This window comes from Corynebacterium sp. UMB4614 (assembly GCF_030217065.1).
Taxonomy (GTDB): Bacteria; Actinomycetota; Actinomycetes; order Mycobacteriales; family Mycobacteriaceae; genus Corynebacterium.
On the sequence record NZ_JASONC010000014.1, the window covers coordinates 38,533 to 59,883 of the forward strand.

15 protein-coding genes are annotated in these 21,351 nt (G+C 64.9%); 9 read left to right on the top strand and 6 right to left on the bottom strand.

Annotated features, from left to right (window positions below; all coding sequences use genetic code 11):
• Positions 1–16: 16 nt before the first annotated feature.
• Positions 17–373, bottom strand: coding sequence for a hypothetical protein (locus QP413_RS07085; protein WP_284781282.1), 357 nt, complete (start codon positions 371–373; stop codon positions 17–19).
• A 379-nt stretch (positions 374–752) separates the two neighbouring features.
• Here QP413_RS07085 and QP413_RS07090 point away from each other — a divergent pair, with 379 nt between their 5' ends.
• A complete protein-coding gene (locus tag QP413_RS07090; RefSeq protein ID WP_284781283.1) occupies positions 753–1,445 on the top strand; it encodes a DNA-3-methyladenine glycosylase I in 693 nt (230 codons plus the stop codon).
• Positions 1,446–1,517: 72 nt separating this feature from the next.
• Here the strand turns inward: QP413_RS07090 and QP413_RS07095 are convergent, their stop codons facing one another.
• Positions 1,518–3,770, bottom strand: coding sequence for an NADPH-dependent 2,4-dienoyl-CoA reductase (locus QP413_RS07095; RefSeq protein ID WP_284781284.1), 2,253 nt, complete (start codon positions 3,768–3,770; stop codon positions 1,518–1,520).
• Between the two features lie 99 nt (positions 3,771–3,869).
• Here QP413_RS07095 and QP413_RS07100 point away from each other — a divergent pair, with 99 nt between their 5' ends.
• Both QP413_RS07100 and QP413_RS07105 read left to right on the top strand, forming a co-directional pair.
• Positions 3,870–4,223, top strand: a complete 354-nt coding sequence (locus QP413_RS07100) for an RNA-binding S4 domain-containing protein (RefSeq protein ID WP_284781285.1) — start codon at positions 3,870–3,872, stop codon at positions 4,221–4,223.
• Positions 4,223–5,056: a VOC family protein gene (locus QP413_RS07105; protein WP_284781286.1), complete on the top strand. Its 834-nt coding sequence runs from the start codon at positions 4,223–4,225 to the stop codon at positions 5,054–5,056. Before QP413_RS07100 ends, QP413_RS07105 begins: the two co-directional genes overlap by 1 nt.
• 9 nt (positions 5,057–5,065) lie before the next feature.
• On the opposite strand, the gene QP413_RS07110 is transcribed toward QP413_RS07105, so the two are convergent.
• Positions 5,066–7,102, bottom strand: coding sequence for a M13-type metalloendopeptidase (locus QP413_RS07110; RefSeq protein WP_284781287.1), 2,037 nt, complete (start codon positions 7,100–7,102; stop codon positions 5,066–5,068).
• A 140-nt stretch (positions 7,103–7,242) separates the two neighbouring features.
• Here QP413_RS07110 and QP413_RS07115 point away from each other — a divergent pair, with 140 nt between their 5' ends.
• The 3 genes from QP413_RS07115 to QP413_RS07125 all read left to right on the top strand — a co-directional run bounded on the left by QP413_RS07115 (position 7,243) and on the right by QP413_RS07125 (position 10,414).
• On the top strand, positions 7,243–7,971 hold the full coding sequence (locus QP413_RS07115) for a hypothetical protein (protein ID WP_284781288.1): 729 nt from the start codon (positions 7,243–7,245) through the stop codon (positions 7,969–7,971).
• Positions 7,968–8,942, top strand: coding sequence for a PrsW family intramembrane metalloprotease (locus QP413_RS07120; protein ID WP_284781289.1), 975 nt, complete (start codon positions 7,968–7,970; stop codon positions 8,940–8,942). Before QP413_RS07115 ends, QP413_RS07120 begins: the two co-directional genes overlap by 4 nt.
• 149 nt (positions 8,943–9,091) lie before the next feature.
• Complete coding sequence (locus tag QP413_RS07125) at positions 9,092–10,414, top strand: glycoside hydrolase family 25 protein (RefSeq protein WP_284781290.1); 1,323 nt, start codon at positions 9,092–9,094, stop codon at positions 10,412–10,414.
• A 165-nt stretch (positions 10,415–10,579) separates the two neighbouring features.
• Here QP413_RS07125 and QP413_RS07130 read toward each other — a convergent pair whose 3' ends face one another.
• Genes QP413_RS07130 through QP413_RS07140 form a run of 3 tightly spaced genes read right to left on the bottom strand, consistent with a single transcriptional unit; the run spans position 10,580 to position 17,788 of the window.
• A complete protein-coding gene (locus QP413_RS07130; RefSeq protein ID WP_284781291.1) occupies positions 10,580–14,218 on the bottom strand; it encodes an arabinosyltransferase domain-containing protein in 3,639 nt (1,212 codons plus the stop codon).
• A 54-nt stretch (positions 14,219–14,272) separates the two neighbouring features.
• On the bottom strand, positions 14,273–16,273 hold the full coding sequence (locus QP413_RS07135; RefSeq protein WP_246818007.1) for a galactan 5-O-arabinofuranosyltransferase: 2,001 nt from the start codon (positions 16,271–16,273) through the stop codon (positions 14,273–14,275).
• A gap of 36 nt (positions 16,274–16,309) precedes the next feature.
• Positions 16,310–17,788, bottom strand: a complete 1,479-nt coding sequence (locus QP413_RS07140; protein ID WP_284781292.1) for an NYN domain-containing protein — start codon at positions 17,786–17,788, stop codon at positions 16,310–16,312.
• Between the two features lie 247 nt (positions 17,789–18,035).
• On the opposite strand from QP413_RS07140, the gene QP413_RS07145 reads away from it, so the two are divergent.
• The 3 genes from QP413_RS07145 (at position 18,036) to QP413_RS07155 (ending at position 20,927) form a co-directional block, all read left to right on the top strand.
• Positions 18,036–18,410 (top strand): GntR family transcriptional regulator, encoded by a 375-nt coding sequence (locus QP413_RS07145; RefSeq protein ID WP_012359373.1) that lies wholly within the window; start codon positions 18,036–18,038, stop codon positions 18,408–18,410.
• Positions 18,411–18,577: 167 nt separating this feature from the next.
• Complete coding sequence (locus QP413_RS07150) at positions 18,578–19,549, top strand: ATP-binding cassette domain-containing protein (protein ID WP_070758231.1); 972 nt, start codon at positions 18,578–18,580, stop codon at positions 19,547–19,549.
• The gene (locus tag QP413_RS07155; protein WP_070758233.1) at positions 19,542–20,927 is read left to right on the top strand and encodes an ABC transporter permease; all 1,386 of its coding nucleotides are present in this window, start codon (positions 19,542–19,544) and stop codon (positions 20,925–20,927) included. The genes QP413_RS07150 and QP413_RS07155 overlap by 8 nt, the downstream gene beginning before the upstream one ends.
• The last annotated feature ends 424 nt before the right edge of the window (positions 20,928–21,351 follow it).

Consider the following 21,351-nt stretch of genomic DNA (forward strand, 5'->3'; position numbering starts at 1 on the left):
ATCCGATGGGGCCGACTTAGCGGACGGAGGTCCGCAGCACGCTGAACAGGCCGTCGGCGGGGCCGATGACGTCGTCGCCGAGGACGTAGAGCAACAGCGAGATCAGAATCAGGGTGACGATCGAGATCACCAGGAGGGTCGACGTCACGGTGAGCCACAGTCGTGGGGTCGGGTCCTCGCCATCGCAGTAGAAGGGGAGCGTCGCGCGGGGCGCGGGTTGATCCTGCGGTGCGGGATCGATGGGTTGGCCATCGGAGGTGAGGAAGCCGCCGAGCGCGGGGAGGGTGGCCTTGAAGGTGCCGGTATCGCGGGGCTCGTCGTTTTCGGGGTGATCCTTCGCCGGGTGGGGGCGGTTCATCGACGGTGTGTTCATCGTGGCCCTCCTTTGTTTGTCTGGCGAACTGCTCGATCACGTTTTAATGGATGCCTGCTGCTCTCTGCGCTGGCCGCCGTAGGGCAGCGCGACCCAAGAAGAGGCACCCGGGGTAGCGAGCTGATTTTAGCTAGATGAATGCCATTTTCGCAAGCATCGAAACGGGGGTAATTTTCCGGAGGTAGCGATAATGGGAAAACCCTGACCAGCAGGTTTGAGAATGATTTAACCCCGCGGCGGGGCTGAATTCTGCCTTAAGCAGAGGGCGATGTCTGCTGCGCCCGCTAGTGTGCACAGCGAAGTGCATGGCGAGCCGCGCGGGGCACAGGTCACGAGCGGCGAACCAATACTTCGCACAGCCTAAACTCGAGGGGGAATTATGGATAAGCACACATCTGACAACCATCGCCAGCCGGGCGCGACCGCGCGCGGCAACATCATCGGCGCCGACGGCGTGGTTCGCCCGCCCTGGGCCACGCGCTCCGAGCTGGAGCGGCAGTATTTCGACGAGGAATGGGGCCGGCCCGTTATCACGGAATCCGGCCTGCTCGAGCGGATCTGCCTCGAGGGCTTCCAGTCGGGGCTGTCGTGGGCGACGATTCTGCGCAAGCGTCGCGCTTTCAGGGATCACTTCTTCCTTTTCGACGCCACCCGCATCACGCAGATGAGCGCAGAGCAGCGCGAGGCGGCGCTCGCCGACCCTGCGCTGATCCGCAACCCGCGAAAGCACGCCGCGATCTACCGAAATGCCGAGGCCACGGTGGCCCTCCGGGAGGACCCGGAGCTGCAGGAGCTGCCGGAAGGGCACCCTGCGCGGGAGATCCTGGGCGGGGCGGCGCGTCGCCTGCCCGCGGGCCTGCCGGTGCTGATCTGGTCCTACGCCCCGGCCGAGCACCAGCCCCCAGCGCACATCGCAGAGATGCCCTCGGAGTCAGAGGAGTCGGTGGCGATGGCCGCAGAGCTCAAACGTCGTGGCTTCACCTTCGTGGGTCCGACGACCTGCTACGCGTTGATGCAGGCCATCGGGATGGTCGACGACCGGGTGCCGGAGCCGGAAGCAGAGCAGCCTTAGGGGTAGCCCCTAGAAGAGGCTCTAGAGGCAGCCCCTAGAAGCGGCTCTAGAGGAAGCCCTTAAAGGCGGGCTTTAGAGGCGGGCGGCGAGCTCCACGGCCTGCCGGATCGCACGCTTGGCGTCCAGCTCCGCGGCGACATCTGCGCCACCGACGATGTGGACCTTCTGCTCCGCGCCCTCGCTGGTGCCGTCGGCCTGATCCGGGCGGACGGACTCCTGGCCGGTGCACAGCACAACGGTGTCGACCGGGATGACCAGCTCCTTGCGCTCCTCGCGGATGGCGGTCTCCAGGCGGGCGAGCTCCTCGGTGTCCTTGGCCTTCTTGGCCTTGGATAGCGCCTTCTGCAGCTCCTTGATGTCCTGGGCGGGCACCGTGATGTGCAGGCCCTCGGAGTCCAGCTTCTCGTAGGTCACGCCCACGATCTGCTCCACCCCGGCCATTGCCACTGCTGCGCGGTGCACCCACCCGGTGGTCTTGCCCAGCCCACGACCCATGCGGGTGATCTTGCGCTGCAGCATGGTGACCTTGCGCAGCGGCTGCGGCGGATTCGGTCGGGTCAGGTTCGCGCGCGCCTCCGGGTCGGTGGTTACGCCCCACTGCTCGTTCCATTCGCGGATGGACTGCGGCTGGCCGCCACGGTCCTCCACCAGGAACTCAGTGACGTCGTAGCCGATACCGCCGGCGCCGATGACGGCGACGTTCTTGCCTGCCTCCTTCTCGCGGCTGAGCAGCTCCGCGTAAGTCATGGCGCTCACGCCCTCGACCTCGCCGCGCAGTGCCTCCGCCAGGCCCGGGAACTCGGGGATGCGCGGGGTCACACCGCTGGCCGCCACGACCTCGTCGAAGCCGGCCTCCAGCAGCTCCTCTGGGGTGCGCGGGGAGCCGAGGTGGATCGGTACCTCGCGCTTAGCCAGGCGGGCCTGCACGTTCTTCAGCGCCTCGACGAACTCCTCCTTGCCAGGGATTCGCATGGCCAGCTGGAACTGGCCGCCGACCTTATCGCTGGCCTCGAAGATCTCCACGTGGTGGCCACGCTCCGCCAGGGCCTCGGCACCGAACAGACCAGCAACACCAGCGCCGATGATGCCCACCCGCTTTGTGGTTCGGGTCGGCAGCAGCTTCAGCTCCGTCTCGTACCCCGCGCGTGGGTTGACCAGGCAGGTTGCCCGCTCATTGGTGAAGGTGTGATCCAGGCAGGCCTGGTTACAAGCGATGCAGTGGTTGATCAGCTCCGCCTCGCCTGCCGCAGCCCGGTTGACGAACTCAGCATCCGCCAGCATCGGGCGGGCCAGGGAGACGAACTCGCCGAAGGGTTCGCCACCGGTGCGGGCCTCGCCACCCTCCGGGTTGAAGGAGCCGTCCAACAGCTGCTCGGCGACCTGCGGGGTGTTGATGCGGTTAGCGATGACCACCGGCACATCCACGACCTTGCGCAGCTCGGCGGTCGCCCAGGCGAAGGCGCCACGCGGCACGGAAGTGACGATCGTCGGAACCTGCGCCTCGTGCCAGCCGATACCCGAGCTGAACATGTCCACCCCGGCGTCCTGCAGCTGGCGGGCCAACTCGTGGATCTCCTCCTGAGTCTGGCCACCTTCGACCAGGTCCAGCACCGAGATGCGGTAGTCGATGACGAAGTCCTCAGGGACCGCGGCACGAACCGCCTTGACGATCTCGATCGGGAAGCGCATCCGCTTCTCCGCAGAACCACCCCAGTCATCGGTGCGCTGGTTCGTGCGCTCCGCGAGGAACTGATTGATCAGGTAGCCCTCGGAGCCCATGATCTGCACGCCGTCGTAGCCGGCATCCTTGGCATACTTTGCCGCCTCGCCGTAGGCCTTGATCGTCGCGCGGACCTCCTCGTCGGAGAGCTCGCGGGCCGGGAACGGGGTGATCGGGGACTGGGTCGCGGAGGCGGAGACCGACATCGGGTGGTAGCCGTAACGGCCAGCGTGCAGCAGCTGCAGGATGGCCAGCGCACCCCCGGCGTGGGTGGCCTCGGTGACCTGGCGGTGGGCGTCGGCGATTTCCTGGGAGTTGAAGGGCTGACCAAAAGGCGTCAGGTTGCCCTCCAGCACGGGCGGGTAGCCACCAGTCACGATGGCTGCAACACCGCCCTCCGCGCGTTCGCGGAAGAACTCGGCCAACTTCGGGGCGTCCTCGAGCTTGTCCTCGAGGCCGGTGTGCATGGAACCCATGATCACGCGGTTGCGGAAAGTCTTGCCGCCAACCTCGAGGGGCGAAAGCATCGTCGGGTACTGGGATTCTCCCGCCGCACCAGAATCGGCGGAAGAGCTGGAAGCGTTAGTGAATGCGGGGCTTGTCATGTTGCTGATTTTGCCCTAGCAAAGTGCCGAAGATGCGTAAATGCAATAAAAAGAAAAGCAAAAACGACTCGCCCAATCCGGCACCGTAGGATGGGCAACATGCAGCAAGATTTTCCTGTCGTGCCTATCCGTGACACCGAGATCCGGCTGGGGCAGTTCCTGAAACTCGCCAACCTTGTGGAAACCGGGGGAATGGCCAAGGACGTCCTCGCCGAAGGGGCGGTGTCGGTCAACGGCGCAGCCGAAACCCGCCGCGGCAAGGCCCTGCGAGACGGCGACCAGGTGACAATCACCGACCCCGAGACCGGCACTGCCCTCGGCGCAGAGGTCGGAGCGAATGGCCGTAGTGTTGCCGATAGCGAAAACCTGGCTGAAGAGGACGACCTTGGGGAGTTCTTCGATGAAGCCACTGCCGATGACGACTTCGACCCCGAAAAGTGGAGGAATCTCTAATGCCCGCTATGCAGGCGCAACCAGGCATGCCGCTGTGGCTGGACCTGGCAACCACCGATATTGATGCCGCGAAGCGCTTCTACACCGAACTCGTGGGCTGGGAATACCGCGAGCACGGCCAGGGCTACGCCGTCGCGACGAAGAACGGCATGCCCGTCGCCGGCATCGGTGCCATCCCGGAGGAGAAGATCTCCATGTGGGGCCTGGCGCTCTACACGCCGAACGTCACGGTCGCGCACAACGCCGCCGTCAACGCCGGTGCCCGCTCTGTTCTGGAGCCGCGGGTGCTCGGGGCCCCGGAAGGGGAGGGCGCCGATGGTGAGACCGACCGCGGCGAGATGGCCGTGGTCATCGACCCCAGCGGGGCGGCCATCGGCCTGAAGAATCCTGCGGATGAGCACGCGCTCTTCGCCGCGGGTGAGCCGGGCACGCCGGTATGGCACGAGCTCATGGTCGGCCAGGGCTGGGACGAGACTCTGGAGTTCTACCACGAGCTCGCCGGCTGGGATATCCGCGTCGATAAGAACTCCGACGGCAGCCGCTACGCGCTCGGCGAGTTCGAGGGCGCAGCTCTCGTCGGCCTCTGGGATACCCAGGAGATGCAGCTGCCCTCCATGTGGACGCTCTACCTGGGGGTCGCGGACATCGACGCCGCGGTGGATACCGCCCGCGGGCTGGGCGCCCAGATCATCCGGGAGCCCTTCGACTCCGAGTTCGGCCGGGGCGCCACCATCACCGATCCCACCGGCGCGCTGCTGAACCTCACCGAGGTCGAGGAGTACGTCCCGGACGAGACCGAGGACTTCGAGCCCGACCTCTTCGCCGACCTCTAGGCCGCGTAGCTACCAGATGGTCACGCGCTGGTCCTCGGCCAGCCACATGCCATCGGCCTCGGTGACCTCCCAGGCCTGGTAGAACTCCGGGATATTCGACGCGACCACGTTGCAGCGGAACTCCGCCGGCGAGTGCGGGTCGATGGAGATGTACTGCGCGGACATCTGCGGGCGGATGGCCGTCTGCCAGACCCGCGCCCACTGCAGGAAGACGTGCTGCAGCGCCTCCCGGTACTCCGCGCTGGGGCCCTCGGGCGTCTCAACCGCCACGCCCTGGTCGCTCAGGTAGCGGCGCAGCGCGACGATGGCGATACCCAGGCCGCCGAGGTCACCGATATTCTCACCCAGGGTGAAGGAGCCGTTGACCTTGTGCGCGGTCTCCCCGCGCTGCTTCAGTCCGGTCGGCACGAGCCCTTCGAACTGCGCGACGAGCTTGTCCGTAAGCTGCGTGAACGCTGCACGGTCCTCCTCGCTCCACCAGGAATGCAGGTTGCCGTCGCCGTCGAACTTCGACCCCTGGTCGTCGAAACCGTGCCCGATCTCGTGGCCGATGACCGCGCCGATCGCACCGAAGTTGCTGGCGGCGTCGGCGTCCATGCTGAAGAACGGCGGGCGCAGGATCGCGGCGGGGAAGGTGATGTCATTCATCACCGGGTTGTAGAAAGCGTTGACGGTCTGCGGGGTGGCGAACCAGGTCGCAGGATCCGTCGGCTTGCCCAGCTTGTTGATCTCATAGTCGTGATTGAATCGGCTGGCCGCCCGCACGTTAGCCAGCAGCTCGGCCCCGCCGGCTGCGAACTCCAGCCCATCGAACTGCCGCCACTTCTCCGGGTAACCGATCTTCGCGCGGAACTTACCCAGCTTCACCAGTGCCTTCTCGCGGGTGGCGGGAGTCATCCACTCCAGGGCAGAGATGCGCTCGCGGTAGGCCTCGATGAGGTAGTCCACCAGCTCGAGCATCTTCTCCTTATATTCTGGCGGGAAATGCTCGGCGACGAACTTCTTGCCGACCTCCTCGCCGATCGCGCCCTCGACCAGACCCAGGCCGCGCTTCCAACGGGCACGCTGCTCCGTCGAACCGCTCAGGGTGCGGCCGTAGAACTCGAAACGCCGGTCGGTGAACTTCGCAGGCAGGTAAGGCGCACGGGAGTTCAGCACGCGCCAGGTCGCCCAGAGCTTCCAATCGTCCAGTAGCACGCTCCCGGCAAGATTCGCGACGTGCTCGATGAAGCTCGGCTGGCTCACGATCACACGCTCGGCAGCCGCGCTACCAGCGGCAATGCCGGTGGCCTCGAACCACTCCGCGAAGGGGAAGCCTGTCGGCAGATCCGCCACCGCCATCGGGTTGTGGGTCTTATCCGCATCGCGGCTGGTCACGTTATCCCAGTGACCCTCGGCAAGCGTGGTTTCGAAGCGCAGGATTGCCTCGGCGGCCTCCGCGGCGCCCGCACCCGCGTGGCTCCCCGGCAGAGCCCGCCCCTCAGCGAGGTACAGCTCCAGCATGTCCGTCACATACTCGCGGTAAGCAGCCAGCGTCTCCTGGTGCTGTTCCTGCCGGTAGTAGGCCTCGTCCGGCAGGCCCAGCCCGGATTGCACCAGGTAGGCGCGCTCGGCATCGCCCTCGGCGTCCTTGGCGACAAAGTAGCCCGCCACGCCACCGACGCCAGCGCGGTCCAGCTCACCCAGCTCGATGGCCAGCTCGCGAATGTCCGCGGCGGCGTTGATTCCGGCCAGGTCGGCGTCCAGCGGTGCGAGCCCGGCCGCCTCGATGCCCTCCTCGTCCATAAAGGAGGAGTACAGCGCCCCGATCTGGGAATCGGCGGGCTGTGTCTCGACGATGGCGCGGACGTCCTTCTCAGACTGGTCACGCAGCTGGTGGAAGGTGCCGTCGACCGCCCGATCTGCGGGAATCTCGTGGCTGGCCAGCCACTGCCCGTTGACGTGGCGGTACAGGTCCTGAGCAGGCGAAATAGTCTCGCCCGCGGCGGCCTCGGTGATGTTATCCGGCAGTTCCGGCTGGCTGGATGTTGTCTTCTTTTCGCTCATGTTCCCCCACTGTAGTGCGCGCTGCAGACACGGCGTCGTCTTCTCTTTTTAGGACGTCACCCCGGTCGACGACCGTGCCGCCCGCCGGACCAGTGTTGGTGGACATGGGGTGTGTCTGGGGCGGGGGCTACGATGAAAAAATGGATCGGAGACAGTTGACGGCGCCGAGCGTGCCGTTCGGAAAGGCGCGACGAAACCGCTACGTCGCCGCGGTGGGAGCAGCAGCGGTGCTGGGGCTCGCGGCGCCGGTGGCGGTCAACGCCGCGCTCACTGCCGAGGCGCCGGCTCACTACGCGAACCCGGCGGAGGCTTTCGATGAAAACCTGATGAGTTTCGCCGACTGGCCCCTGGACTTCGGGGTGCTGCACGATTGCGCGGCACCGATCACGGAGGACGCGATGGTCGCGCCGGAGTTTATTTGCCCCTCCGCCCAAGTCGAGGTTGTGAGCATGCTCTCGGTGAAGGATCAGGCGCTGGCGGTAGACCGAGCGATCCGGGCGATTAATTTCGCGGATCTGCAAAGCATGCGACCCGTCCGGTACACGGAGACCGCACTTGAGATCGCCCCTGAGCTGAAGCAACGCACCGGGGTGAATGAGGTCTGGGTCAGCGACTATTACGAAGTAGCCGCAGCCAGCGACGAGGACGAGGACGTCGACCCATTTTCCGATGCCGACCTCAGCCGAACGGTCGCCTTTTACCGCGAGGATGAGGGCGGGGACGACGAGAGTACGCTCGTCAGCGTGCAGGTCACGGCCCGGGGAGTGGACAGCACGAAGGCGATGGTCAACGAGCTGCTGAAGACCGCCGAGCTGCGACCAGAGGCAACCACCGAGGTGTCCCCACAGCAACGGGAGGGAGGCCGATGATGCTGCCGGAACAGCAACCCCGGGGGCGCAATAGCCCTGCCGAATCGACCCCACACAGGAGCTCCTTTCCACGGCTGATCCCTGAGGTGAGCTCTGCGCTCGGCGTTTCGCCGGAAGGCGTCTCGGGGCCGCGTATTCAACGGGGCGGGGTCTATATCTGCTTCATCCTGCTGGCGGTGCTCTGCACAGTACTGGCCATCCTCGCGCTGTTGCTAGCGACGCCGTCGGCCCCTGGGCTGCCACTGCTGGTTGCCCTGGGCATCTCTATTGTTCTGGTTGCCGTGATCTGGTGGGGACTCAGCCGCCTGCGCTGCTACCAGGGCACGCCTCGGCGCTTGGTGGCCATGGCCCTGTGGTGGGGTGCCAGTGTCAGCAGCGTGCTTGCGGTATTCACCGCGGCGGATGCGGCCAGCGAGATTCCGGAGAAGCTTGGCCTGCCCATCCTCTCGACGGCTTTTGGTGGGGCCTGGCCGGAGGAGATCACGAAGGCCCTGGGTATCTGGATGCTGCTGTGGATCGGCCGCGATTGGTGGAACCGGCCGCACCATGGCCTGCTGGCCGGCGTGTTCGTCGGGCTCGGAATGGAGGTTTACGAGAGCTCGCTCTACGCGCTGTTCCTCGGTGTTCTGCATCCCTCCTCGGACGTAGTGGGGGCAGCTTCTGCGTACGGCATGCGGTTGCTTTTCGGTATCGGGCTGCACGCGGTATTCAGCGGGCTCGTCGGTTATGGCATCGGACGGGCGCTATGGGGGCCCCGCGAACGGAGCCGAGCATGGCGTTGTAGGCAGGTTTTCGGCTGGGGTTTCGCCGGTTTTGCGCTGCATTTCTTGTGGAATATCAGCTGGCCGGAGCCAGCGGCACTGTTCGCGATGGCGGCTGTATGGGTCGCCGGGGTTGCCGCGTTAGCCACGTGCTTCTACCGGGAGGAGAAGGTATTGCGGCAGGTCGAGGGCGGTTTCAGCGAGCCCTAGCGGGCGCCTCGCCCTGGGTTGCGGTGTCGCCGCGACGGGCAAAAACATAGCCCCGCAATGGGGCTTTTGTTAATTACAGTGGTGTAAGATGCTGGTGATTACGTGCGATACAGGTGTGAAAAGAGTGAAAGTTGGGTACTCTATTCCACATGCGTTCACTGCCTTGGCGCCGCACGCGCCGTACCTCGACCCCTGCACGCCTCACGGCAACTGCCCTTTTGGGCACCTCTGCCACTGTCGCCGCGCTGATGGCGAGCCACGTGATCCCGGTGCCCTCCTGGGCAATCCCGGGCATCGACGTCGCCTCCCACCAGCACCCGGGCGGCGCAGCCATCGATTGGAATACCGTCGCTGCCAGCGGCCAGAAGTTCGCCTTCGTGAAGGCCACCGAGGGCACCAACTACACCAACCCCTACTACGCCTCGGATTCGGTAAAGGCCCAGCAGGCCGGCATCATCCCGGGCAGCTACCACTACGCCCGCCCGGCTTGGAATGATCCGCGCGCCGAGGCCCGGTTCTATGCCTCCGTGATCGCGACCGGCCCGCAGCCATCCCTACCGCCGGTCCTCGACCTCGAGGAAGATCAGGGCCTCAGCCCGGAGCAGCTGCAGCACTGGGTGCGTGAATGGATCGACGAGATCAAGATCCAGACCGGCCGCCAGCCGATCATCTACACCTACTACTCCTTCTGGAAGCAGAAGATGGCGAACACCACGGAGTTCTCCGAGTACCCGCTGTGGCTGGCCTACTACTCGAACAGCCTGCCGGGAGACATCCCGGGCGGCTGGGACAAGGTCACCTTCTGGCAGTACAGCGGCAACGGTTCCGTCGACGGCGTGATCACCGACGTCGACCTGAACGAGTACTACGGTGACGATGCCCAGCTCCAGGCCCTCGCCGGAGACATGGCGGACAATTCCCCGGCCGGCGAGACCTCCAACCAGCTGGCAGCGACCCAGCCGATCGTCGAGAAGGAAGCTCAGATCGTCAACGAGATCGAGCACCAGACCGGCGTCAACATGCCGATCACCTCGGACTTCGTGGTCCAGCTGCTCGGCGTCGTCGGTGGTCGCGTGTCCCCGGAGACCTTCATCAACAGCGCGCTGCCACAGCTCACCGCCCCGGTGGCCGCAGCGATTTCCCAGCAGCTCGGCGTGCCGCAGGACCAGGTTGCGGAGAAGATCCAGCAGGGCCAGGAACTCCTGCCTGCACTCACCGCGCTGGCTGGTGCCCTGGGCGAGGCTCGCCAGAACGGTGGCGTGCCCACCGAGGCGATCCAGCAGCTGCTCAACATGGCGGGCCAGTCCGGTGCCCTGGGCAGCGCCGGCAGCAGCTCCAGCGTTGACCTGGGCCAGCTGCTCCGCGTGATCCAGACCGTCGGCGGCACCCAGGACTGGGCAGGCCAGCTGCAGAACGGTCAGCTCAACGTCGACCCGAACGCGCTCCAGGGTCTCCTGCGCGCCCTGAGCTAAACACTGGACATACCCGCTCGCGCACGATAAAGCCCGCGGCTCCTCTCGAGGTACGAGGAGCCGCGGGCTTTGGCGATGCCGCAGGCGGTTAGTGCTTGAGGCAGCTAGTACAGCCCACCCACGTGCGCTGCCAGCCTGCCGTTCTACCGGCAGGCCAGCCGCTAACTATTCATCGTTGTACTTCATCGGGCCGTTGTACCAGAAGCCCGAGCGGGTCTTCTCTTCGACGTCCACCTCAACCCGACGCGGCTTCTCGCCCGTGGCATCCGGGAAGGTCCGCAGGCGGTCCAGCACACCCCAGTCCCGCAGCCAGTCATCCTTTAGGTAAGTCGGCAGCTCCGTGGCCTGCGTGCTCATCTGCACCAGCCCCACGGAACCACCACCGGCGTAGTCCATCACCGGGGTAAGGATGCGGCGGGCGGAGTGATCCGGCGAGATGCGGAACTCCGGCACCTCAGCCACGCCCACGTTGTGGTCGAATGGCCGCTGGCACGGGAACTGGAAAGCCGTGGCCCAGTCCAGCAGCGCCGGAGCCTCGGAACCCACGTAGTCATTCAGCGGCTCCAGCTTCGGGGCGCGGGGCGGGGTCAGCGCCAGCCATTCGGATGGGGTGAGGTTGGTATCCACCGCGACGATGCGGATCTGATCCGCCTCCTCCGGGATCCACTCCATCGGAATGCGCAGGTTGCGCCACTGCGGGGCGGTGCCGATGTCCAGCGGTAGATCCGCGCCCAGCGGCTCGAAGTCGTCCTGACCCTTGCCGGTCGACTTGCCGTACTCCACCTTGACCAGCTGCCCGTACTGGAAAACATTGTCGGAATCGTAGTGGCCGATGGTGCCCGCCGCGCTCAACGTGATCAGCGGGTGATCCTCCCGGTTCTCCGGCAGGGAGTACCACTTGGTCGTCGTCGAGGCGGAGAACTGCGGCCCCTCCTGGAAGGAGCCGACCACCGGTACGCGCTGAGGATCCAGCTCGAACGGCAGACGCGCGTGCGAACCGTTCACGCCCGGCTTCGGCAGCAGCCCACCGGCGGTGCCGGAATCCTGGCCACCGTCCGCAGCCTCTGCGCCACCGCTGCGGTCTCCGGAGGCTGCGGCGTCGTCGTTCCGGTCATTGGACGAGGCGCCGGCGGTGCCGTCCGTGCCCTCGCTGCTGGCCTGGCTGGCTTCCTCGCTCAGATTCGTGCCGCTGCTCGGCTGATCGCCATCCAGCTTCATCGCGGTTTCCACCGAGTTCTGGCTCACGGCATCCTCGCCACGACCATCCGGGTCGATGTGCGCCGGGATGCGGTTCGGTAGGAAGCCAGTGGAGTCCTCGGTGGTCAGGGAGTCACCGATCGGCGAACCATCGGCCACCTTGAGCAGCGAATCATTCGTATTCGTCTCCACGAGGACATCCTCGGCCAGCTGGCAGCTGTGCCCAGCCAGGGAGACGGCGTTGCCCTTGCCGATCGAGTACGCCGGCCACTGCGAGATGAAGCCCTTGCCCATCGACGCGATCGAGAACACCAGTGCCAGCATGGTCAGCGCACCGATCGGTGCCGCGGTCACCATCGTGACGCGGTACTTGCGCTTCCGGTTCGTCGTATCCGTCACCGCACCGTCATCGGTGCCATTGTCGACGTCAGCAACCTCGCCCGCGGACTGGGCGCGGGCCTTTTGCGCATCCGTGCGGTACCCCAGCAGCACGCCCCAGATCAGGGTGAGCAGGGCGATGGCCAACATCACCGTCGAGGCCTCAATGCCAGCGATCTGGATCGTCTTATCCCACCACGGAACACCGAAGCTAGAGACGTACCACCAGCCATTCGTGCCCGAGAGCGACAGCGCGAAGAGCATGAGCGTGGTGCCCAGGAAGAGCACGCGGTTGCGCGCGGAGCTCGCCGAGAAGTGCGAGGCGGCGATCGCCGCGAGTCCGATCAGGGCTGCACCAATGCCCGCGTAGACGCCAAAGTGGTGAGTCCACTTCGTCGGTGTGAAGACCATGAAGAAGGCCGTGCCGAGGATGACCAGAATCAGGCGAGCGGTGGGGGCCTTCGCTGCGCCCGGGACACGCCCGTTGCGCAGGATGGACGCCACGACCACGCCGAGGCTGAAGATCATCATCAGCACGATGAAGCGGCGCGCGAAGGAGCCGTCGGTGGACTGCTCCAGCAGTGAGGTGTAGCGCACGTATTCCTGGTACCAGGACAGCGACGGACCTCGGTCGGAGCGAACGGCGATGGCCTCGCGCACGGTGCTAAACGTCTGGTCGCCGAATACGCCGACGAGGATCGCGGTGCCCGCAGCAAGGAACGGTGCGATCTGTGCGAGCATGCCGCGAATCACCTTCCCGCGGCCCGCACCCTTCTCGGCGCCCAGCCACGGCAGGCGGCGCACCGCGATGCGGATCAGTGCGCTCAGGGAGACCAGCACCGCCGCCACGGCCATCAGGCCGGTCGGACCCGCACCCAGCGCCAGGGTGGCCAGCAGCGTACCGATCGCCGCCGGCAGCAGCCGGTGGGTGGCGATGGCTCGCTCGAAGGAGACCCAGGTCAGCAGCGAGAAGACCGCGATGATCGGCTCCGGGCGGGTGCCGTTATTGAAAGCGATGAAGAACATCAGGAAGGCCACCGCGGTGGTCCAGTGCGCCACGGCGCGCTGGTTAACCTTCACGCCCAGGCGCGGCAGCACCTCGCGGGAGAGCACCAGCCAGGTCACCGCGGAAGCCAGCAGGGCGGGAAGTCGCATCCACAGGGAGGTGGAGGAGACGTTGACCATCAGCGCCAGCAGGTCGTAGAACGGCCAGCCGAAGGGGGACTCCGGCACGCCGAACCAGCGATAGTAATTGGCCATGTAGCCGGACTCGTGGCTGGCCCGGGCCATCGTCAGCAGGTAGCCATCGTCGGCGGTATTCGCGCCGATGAAGAACCAAATCAGCAGCACGGCACCTACGAAGCCGTCCACCCAGCGGGGCTTCCACCAGTCCTTCTGCATCAGGCGACCGGAGCCGGTGCGGCCGTCCAACTTGTCGATCTGGTGCAGCGCCCACAGCGAGACGACCATGAAGGCCAGCCCCAGCCACATGACGATGTTCTTCAGCAGCGTTGGGGCGCTCGAGAAGCGCGAATCCACCTTGACGTCGGCCTTGAGTCCCGCGTCGGCGGCGGCCTTCGCGTTCTCTGGGGTGTTCTCGAACTCGGTGTAGATGCCGGTCAGCATCGGGCGGGTGTCCCGGTCGACGGTGCCGGAGAACACCGCAGGGTCCAGCTCTTCGCCGTCGGTGGTGGTCCCGTCCACCCAGACCCGGGTGGCCTCGGCATCCGAGGTGATGCGCAGCAGGGCATCCTCGGAGAGCTCCTTGAGGTCCTTCTCCTTGAGGGAGAGCGGCACCACGTTGCGGATAATGACGTCCAGGCCGGAGTCGGTGTTACGGACGAAGAGCCCGCGCAGCGTCTCCTCCTTCGAGCCCTCCGGGACGGTGGATAGGACGTTGCTCTGGCCGTCGTTGAGCTTGTCGATCTCGGAGAGCGGGATCGAAAGGTCCAGGCTCTCCGGGGAGTAGCTGATCAGCGGCGCGGTAACGCTACGCAGATCCCCGTTCTGCGGCCAGGAAAAGGAGGACTGCTGCTGGTTCACCGGCAGGAATGGAGTGGCGATGAAAAGCAAGAAGCCCAGCAAGCCGGAGACGATCGCGAGGGTCGTGATCCGACTGCTGGTGCCACTCTTCGGGGCCGAGCCCGCCTGAGGCGGCGCGGTGGGGTTCACCGCGCTTTCGGACCCTCGATCTGGCTGTTTATTATTCTGCTGCTGCACCGTAGACACGGCTAATAACTGTACGTTACCGCCGGTCAAATGTGGACTAGTACGCGCGTGGCCTTAGTTACGCACCGCGACGGCGAACGGCCCAATCTGCGTGACATCCCAGTGCTTCTGGAACGCGCTCGCCGGGAAGTGGACGGTGCGGAAACGGACGTTCGGCTGGTTCGGGTAGATGTCATCCGCGATGAGGTAGGAGAACTCCGCTTCCTCCATCGGGGTGGCGTCGCGACCCGCCGGCCCACCTTCCTCGGCTGGCACCTCGCCACGCAGGACGAGGGCGTCTGGCGCGGTCCACCCTTCTTCCTCGGCTGCCCGATCCATCGCGGCGATGAGCTCATCTGGGTCGGTGATCTGGGTCCAGGACTCGATTTCCTCGTTGCGCCGCTCGAACTCTCCCAGCGGGTTGGCGTAGTGGGCAGTCATCGCCTGATACACGTGATAGGGGTAAAAGCTCATGAAGTGCTGCTCATCGGTGAGGATGGTCGCCCCGGAGCGCTTCCCCAGCTTTTCAGCGAGGTGCTCGTCGATCTGCGCGTAGTAGACGGTGGCGTCCGCGGGCATGCGGTCACCGCGCATGGCGTTGCCGTCGGCGTCCGTGTAGGCGGTATCGATCTTCTTCTCGTGATTCATTGGGATATCGATCGCGTAGTAGAGCGTCCCGAATGCCAGGATCGCGGCGAACACGCGCGTCACACCGCGGGACTTCGCGGGGTCCACGGTCGCCGGGTAGAACTTCGGCATCCCCACACCCCGCAGGTCGATGATCGCCAGCGCGCCGGCCACGGCAAAGAGCAGCGCGATCGGCAGCGCCACGCGGAATCCCAGCAGGGTCGTGCCGAGCAGCGGCATGGCCATGGAGGCGACCGCCCAACCGTAGGCGGTGAGGATGCCGACCAGCAGGGCGCGGGCGTCGTCCTGACGGTGGCGGGCAACCAGCCAGACCAGGCCGATCAGGGTCAGAACACCGAGCGCGGAGAGGTCGAAGAAGGGCATCATCAACGCGGTGCCATCTTCGGGGAGGTAGTGCTGTGCCTTGCCCGTTGGACCGTGGGGCTGGGTGAGTAGCGCGCGCAGGTAGGGGAACCAGCCAAGCAGCGCGATGAGGATCGAGCCGACCCCCATGGCCAGCAGGCTCAGCAGCGGGCGGATTCCCTTCTGCCGGATCGCGGCGGCGATGGCCATGACCACCACCGAGAGTGCAGAGAGTGCCGTGAAGAGGGTGTACAGATTGGCAGAAAGTCCCAGGTAGACCATCACGCCGAACAGTGCCCAGCGGGAGCCGAGCAGTGCGTGGCGGGTCATCACCATTGCGGCTGGCATGCCCACCGCGACGATGGCCGCGTAGGGCTCCTCCGGGGCTACGTGCAGGGTCGCTACCGCCGTGACCAGCGCAACCGTCGCGCCGGAGGCCAGCGAGCCGGTGAGGTGGCGCCACAGGGGAACGAGCATGGAGAAAGCCGCGGCCAGGGTCATCAACGCCCAGGGCTGGTAGGCAGCCCAGCCCGCCAACCCGGTGATGCGTGCGAAGAGACCGCCGGTGAAGAACCACAGGCCGGGGTAGAAGCTCGGCATGTTCGGGTAGGCCATGTCCACCCAGCCCGGAGTGTCCGTCAGACGGGTCAGGAACTGGGTGCGGAAAGCCTGATCGACGCTCACACCATCCAGGTACAGGCTGGTGGCGGCCAGCGGGATACCGATGCTGGTGATCACCAGGCCCGCTGGAGCAAGGTAGAGCAGCACGGCGAGAACTCGGCGCTGCCAATTCGACCAGTTGGTTCGCGGGTGGAGCACGTAGTACACCGACACCGCAGCGAAGAGGATCACGAGCACAGAGCCGACGCTGCTCAGCGCCTTGAGCACGTAGCTGGTGTTATACGCCGGAAGGCTCGGCCTGGACATGATGAACCAGGCCACGACCGTCGCCACTGCCGCGACCGCGCCGGTGACCAGCATGTGCACGATTGTGCGCAGCGGGCTCAGGGCATCGGGCTGCGTTTCCGCAGTGCTGAATCCAGTGACGGATGCTTGGTTGTGCTCGACGGTCGTTCCGGTGTGCATGCGTATATCAAAACACATGCACACCGAAGGGCGGATTTAACCGCGCGGGCCGCGGAGCATGATGCCGCGGATACCGCTGTGGAAACCATCGCGCAGGCCGACGCGCTGCGCCTCCGTCAGGGTGTATTCGTGAAGGGTATCGCAGGCGAACTGCAGGAGTGGGCGGTCGATCTCCGGGGGAAGGCCGCCGCCAGAGAGCAGGTGGGCGTTATCCTTCTGGGCCTCGCTCGCGGCGTTGTCGAACCACCAGACGGCGTACTGCTGGCCGATGTCGTAGGGGTTCTGCTCTCCCGCGGACGCCCAGACTTCGTTGGGGAGCGGGACGTAGCGGGAGCGCAGCTTGCGGTGGCGGGCCATCATGGATGGGTTTGGCTTTGGCTTCCGCGCTGCTTCCGGTGTGTCCTCGGTGGCCGTGGCTGGTTCCTGTGCCTGGGACTGGGCTGCCCCGCTCTGCTCAGCCGCGTTGTCCGGCGTCTTGTTGTCCGGCGCCGCGTCGTTCGGTGCCGCAGCACCCTGAGCTGCGACGGTGTTGGGGGTCGGTTGTGCCGTCGTTTCGGCGGACGGCTCGGACGTCGCTGGTTCGGCGGAGGCAGTAGGTGCCGGACCCGGCTTGGGTCCGGGCTTCGGCGCCGACTTTGGTGCAGCAGGGTGCGCCGCAGAGGTGGCTTGTGCTGCGCTTGCGGGGCTTTCCTTGGCTGCTGCGGGTTCGGTCGTAGCCTGCTCAGACGCTGCTGCCGAGGTCGGCTCCGCAGCAGCAGCGGTCTCCGCGGTGTCCCCGGGGACGTTGTTGTCCGTTTTTGCCGTGGGCTCGGTGACCTGCTTGTTGTGCTCCATTTCCGGAATGACGCTCGGTCCGGACTCTTCGGGCTCTTCTGCATCGCCGAGGGGCTTGAAGTCCGGGCTGGGGCTGTCCTCGCCCTGCGTTTCCCCAGGGATTGGGGTGGTGCTGGCGTTGGCGGGCAGCGGTCCCTCCAGGATCTGCAGCCGCATCGTGTCCCGGAAATCCTCGCGAGGGTCGAGGATCGTGGTGGTATCGCAGGCGAAGCGCAGCTGGGAGGACATGGAGTCCCAGCCGAAGCCGTAGAGGTGCACGCGAATGCCCGCATTCACGGCCTCTTCCACGCCGGGCAGCATGTCCGCGTCGCCGGAGACGAGGACGATATCCGAGACGTTGCCACGGACGGCAGCGAGCACCATATCCGCGACCAGGCGGGTGTCCACTGCCTTCTGCGTGCGGCGGTCTCCCCATTCAATGAGTTGGCCACTGCGTAGCTGCACCCCAGGTTCGCTGCGCAGGGAACGCTGGTAGCGGTGTGGTCCGGACTCCGGGATGCCGTCGTACCAAAATTGTCGGTGAATGGGCTGTTTGAGCTGGTCCTGGGCGATACGGCCCAAGGTACAGACGACCTCCGGGAGGTCGATTTCTAATTGCGCGCGGGCGCCGGTTTCCCAGGAGTTATAGAAGCTAGCTAGGAGATAAGAGGTATCGACGAAGATCTGTGTTCGTTCGAGCATGATGGGTCGGTTGTCCGTTTCTTTAGTTTCACAATTTTCAGTGCATTATCCATTGCGCACTGTACTTCTTGAGCGCCTGTGCGCGTGGCGCTTTCCCCTCTAGTGTGCATCAAAGAGTTGTTGTATGGTTGGTTACACAAGTAACTAACCGACTAGGTAGGGCGCGGTGTTGAACCGCAACCTGGTCGCACGGTGAACGTCAACCAAGCCCCATCGAGGGGATCGAACACGAATACAGGGAGGTGCCATGGAGGAAGCCACCACGCCGCTGTTTCAGCAAGTGGCTGAGCTCGTAGCGGATGCCATTGTGGACGGCTCCCTGCCAGAGGGGGAGCGGGCACCGTCGACGAACGAGCTCGCGGCCTTCCACGCAATCAACCCGGCCACCGCCCGCAAGGGCTTGAGCCTGCTGGTGGATGCCGGGGTGCTTCAGAAACAGCGAGGTATCGGCATGTTCGTTACTGAGGGCGCGCGGGAGAAGGTCATCGCGCAACGCAAGGAGGCCTTCGCCGGCCGTTACCTGGTGCCGCTGGTCGACGAGGCCGCGAAGCTGGACATGACCGCCAGCGAGCTCCGCGAGCTGCTGGGCAGCGTCGCTGAAAGCCGGGGGCTCTATGACTGACCCCAACAACGCACCGAAGCCCGTGCCCCGCGGGTTACTCCAGCCGCCAATGCAGAGCACCGGCGAGCAGGTAAAACACTGCCCTTCGAGCGGCAACTAGCCCAGAGCATCACGCTAGACCGTTAAGTCGACGCACCACGCGTCCCACCACACAGGAAGGCACAACAATGAACCACCTGAAAGAAAGCGTTGGAACGAGCATCCCGCCCCGCGCTACACCCAGCATCGAGCTATCGGAGCTGGCGGTCAGCTTCGGCAAGAAAACCCACCCGGCCGTCGACGGCATCAGCCTGCAGATCCCGGGCGGTCAGGTCTACGGACTGATCGGACGGAATGGAGCGGGGAAGACCACCCTGCTCCGGGCTATCGCGCAGCAGCTGAACAGCTCCGGCACGGTGACCCTGGACGGTCAGCCCATCCGCGATAACGAGTGGGCGCTGGAGCGCATCATTCTCGCCGGCCCGGATGCCACGTGGCCGCAGGACCTCCCGGTGCGTAGCGTGCTGCGGATCGCGGAGCTTCGTTGGCCAACCTGGGATCAGGCCTTCGCGGAGGAGATGATCCAGGCTTTCCGCATCGATACCAGCAAGCGGTTGCGCGCGATGTCTCGTGGTCAGCGTTCGGCGGTGAGCATCATCCTCGGCCTGGCAGCGCAGTGCCCGATCACCCTGCTGGACGAGCCCTATCTCGGCCTCGACGTGCAGAGTCGCGAGGCCTTCTACCAATTCCTCATGGCCGACCTGGAGCGCAATCCCCGCACGGTGATCCTCTCCACCCACCACCTCGGGGACGTCGCCCGACTGCTGGATCAGGTGATCATCATCGACGAGGGCAAGCTCCTGGAATCCGGCCCCCTCGAGACCGTCTCCGGCCGCATCCACCTGGTCTCCGGTCCCAGCCAGGCAGTGTCCGCCTTCCTCGAGCAGTGGTCTGCTTCCTTGCCCGTCGCCCCTTCTTCCTTCCTTATTAAGGACGTCACCAGCACCGGTTTGCGCAGGTTGACCCTCAGCTATGACCCCGAATCGCCGGAAGCCGTGGCGGCAGAGTCGGCAGCGCAACGCGCCGGTGTCCAGCTGAAGGCCGCGGACTTGGAGCAGGCGGTGCTCGCGCTCACCGGAGAGGTGGCCGGCGATGAGTAATAAGACGAGTGATCGGCATGCCCAGCCATTGGACGGTGGGATCAAGGTGGCGGAAAGCAAGGGGGTAGCGGGCGAGGCTTCGGCCCAGGTCCAGCGAGTGAACACCCGAGTGATGGGCCGGGTCTTCCTCTTCGCGTCGTGGCGGAGCGTGCTGTGGAGGGTGCTCCTCGTAGTTCTCATCAGCTTCCTCGCGATCGTTGGCGAGGCGGAACACCGGCCAATGAACTTCTTTTATGCCATCTTCCTGGGTGGTGCTGTGGGAAGCGTGCACTTGGTATTCCAGCCGAAGGGCGAAGAACTGCGGGCGTTCGGGCTGACCACGGCGCAGATCCGCCGACTAGCGGCAGCTATGTGGGGGATGGCGCTGCCGGCCTCGGCGCTTTATCTCCTCATTGTCGTGGTGATTTCTCGGACCGCTAACGGCATGCTGACCTCGGGAAAGCTTCTGCTCTCCTGCCTTGTGGGCTATCTGCTTCTTCTCGCTTACGCCGTCTACCGGGGCTGGAGTGCGCAGGTGGAGATTCGCAATGACGCGGTGGGTGAGCAAGACATCCTGGTCCGAGCGGAGAAGGCGAAATCGCGGAAGGCGGCGTCGAGCTCTGAAGGTGGAGCCGTTACCCCGGCAGGCTCGAATGCGGAGGACTTGAGCCGCGAAGAGCAGGCGGCTTTCGAAGCAGACACGGCATTCGACGCGGCGGTGATCCAACCACTGCGCCTGCTGGGGCGCACCTTGGCGAAATGGGAGTGCGGTATCGCCTTGGCTCTTGGCCTCGTGTTGGCATTCTGGCCCTGGGCGGCGGATACGATCGGCGCCTACCTAGGGATCGCACTTGTTGGCGCCCTCATCGGGAGCAGGTGGCTGCTCACTGCGTACGGGCTGCCAAAAAACTATGTTCAATGGTTGGCCTTTGGCGGAAGTAGGCGGGCATGGCGTAAAGCTGCGCTGGTGGGCACTGTTAGGACCAGCTGGTCGGTGCCCTTGGTCATGGTCCTAGTCGGTTATCCCGCGTTGCTGAATAGTGAGAGCACGCTCCGGGAGCAGTTCAGCGGAACAGAGATTCTGGCGGGTGCGCCGATGCTGGGGCTGATCGTGCTCTTCCTCATTCTGGGCACCACGTTGTTAACTGCACTCGCCACGTTGCGGTGGCCAAAGGCCGGTGCGCTGACGCTTGGGGGTTTCCTCGCCTACGGCATGGCAATGGTGACAGTGTTCTGTTTCCAGTTGTTCTTCACTGGAGACGTTGATCCGTTACCGAGAGCGGCCATCGGTGTCCTTATCTCTGCGTTCTATGTGGCGATAGCGGTGTGGGTCTTCTACGCCCGCATCATCAAGCAGGATGCTCGGAACGCCGGCCACATTCAGACATTGGGCGAATAGCGTCCGTGCCCACAGAGAAACCCCAGTTCATAAACGATGTTGAGCTGGGGTTTTGTGTTTGTTGTGGGCTGTGTGTAGATTATTGATCTGCAAGCGAGGCCGACAGGCTCGGTGCGAACGGGGGAATCAAGATCCTTAACGGTTTTTCTTCTGTGTTTGCATCTGGTTCTTGGATGGTGTAGCTTAGCAATCCTGCAAGATCGCCGGTTATTACCGGGTGGTTGGATTTCCCTTCGGTCTTGTTTCTTGTCACCGAGTGTGTGAACGCTAAGTGATCGTGAGTTTTTCTCCGGTTTGCTTCTGGTTCATGTGGGTGATAAGCTCGGAATCCGCCTCAACGTGAAGCGCCACAGTGTTGTGGTTGTGGATTGTTGTGTGCATATGTTGTTTGAGAACTCAATAGCGTGATGAACCAAGCAGATCA

Excerpts from the sequence above, each read along its gene's own strand:
- QP413_RS07115 (WP_284781288.1), top strand. The coding sequence starts at position 7,243 with ATGGATCGGAGACAGTTGACGGCGCCGAGCGTGCCGTTCGGAAAGGCG.
- QP413_RS07120 (WP_284781289.1), top strand. The coding sequence starts at position 7,968 with ATGATGCTGCCGGAACAGCAACCCCGGGGGCGCAATAGCCCTGCCGAA.
- QP413_RS07105 (WP_284781286.1), top strand. The coding sequence starts at position 4,223 with ATGCCCGCTATGCAGGCGCAACCAGGCATGCCGCTGTGGCTGGACCTG.
- QP413_RS07125 (WP_284781290.1), top strand. The coding sequence starts at position 9,092 with ATGCGTTCACTGCCTTGGCGCCGCACGCGCCGTACCTCGACCCCTGCA.
- QP413_RS07085 (WP_284781282.1), bottom strand. The coding sequence starts at position 373 with ATGAACACACCGTCGATGAACCGCCCCCACCCGGCGAAGGATCACCCC.
- QP413_RS07140 (WP_284781292.1), bottom strand. The coding sequence starts at position 17,788 with ATGCTCGAACGAACACAGATCTTCGTCGATACCTCTTATCTCCTAGCT.
- QP413_RS07155 (WP_070758233.1), top strand. The coding sequence starts at position 19,542 with ATGAGTAATAAGACGAGTGATCGGCATGCCCAGCCATTGGACGGTGGG.
- QP413_RS07145 (WP_012359373.1), top strand. The coding sequence starts at position 18,036 with ATGGAGGAAGCCACCACGCCGCTGTTTCAGCAAGTGGCTGAGCTCGTA.
- QP413_RS07095 (WP_284781284.1), bottom strand. The coding sequence starts at position 3,770 with ATGACAAGCCCCGCATTCACTAACGCTTCCAGCTCTTCCGCCGATTCT.
- QP413_RS07090 (WP_284781283.1), top strand. The coding sequence starts at position 753 with ATGGATAAGCACACATCTGACAACCATCGCCAGCCGGGCGCGACCGCG.
- QP413_RS07135 (WP_246818007.1), bottom strand. The coding sequence starts at position 16,273 with ATGCACACCGGAACGACCGTCGAGCACAACCAAGCATCCGTCACTGGA.
- QP413_RS07150 (WP_070758231.1), top strand. The coding sequence starts at position 18,578 with ATGAACCACCTGAAAGAAAGCGTTGGAACGAGCATCCCGCCCCGCGCT.
- QP413_RS07110 (WP_284781287.1), bottom strand. The coding sequence starts at position 7,102 with ATGAGCGAAAAGAAGACAACATCCAGCCAGCCGGAACTGCCGGATAAC.
- QP413_RS07100 (WP_284781285.1), top strand. The coding sequence starts at position 3,870 with ATGCAGCAAGATTTTCCTGTCGTGCCTATCCGTGACACCGAGATCCGG.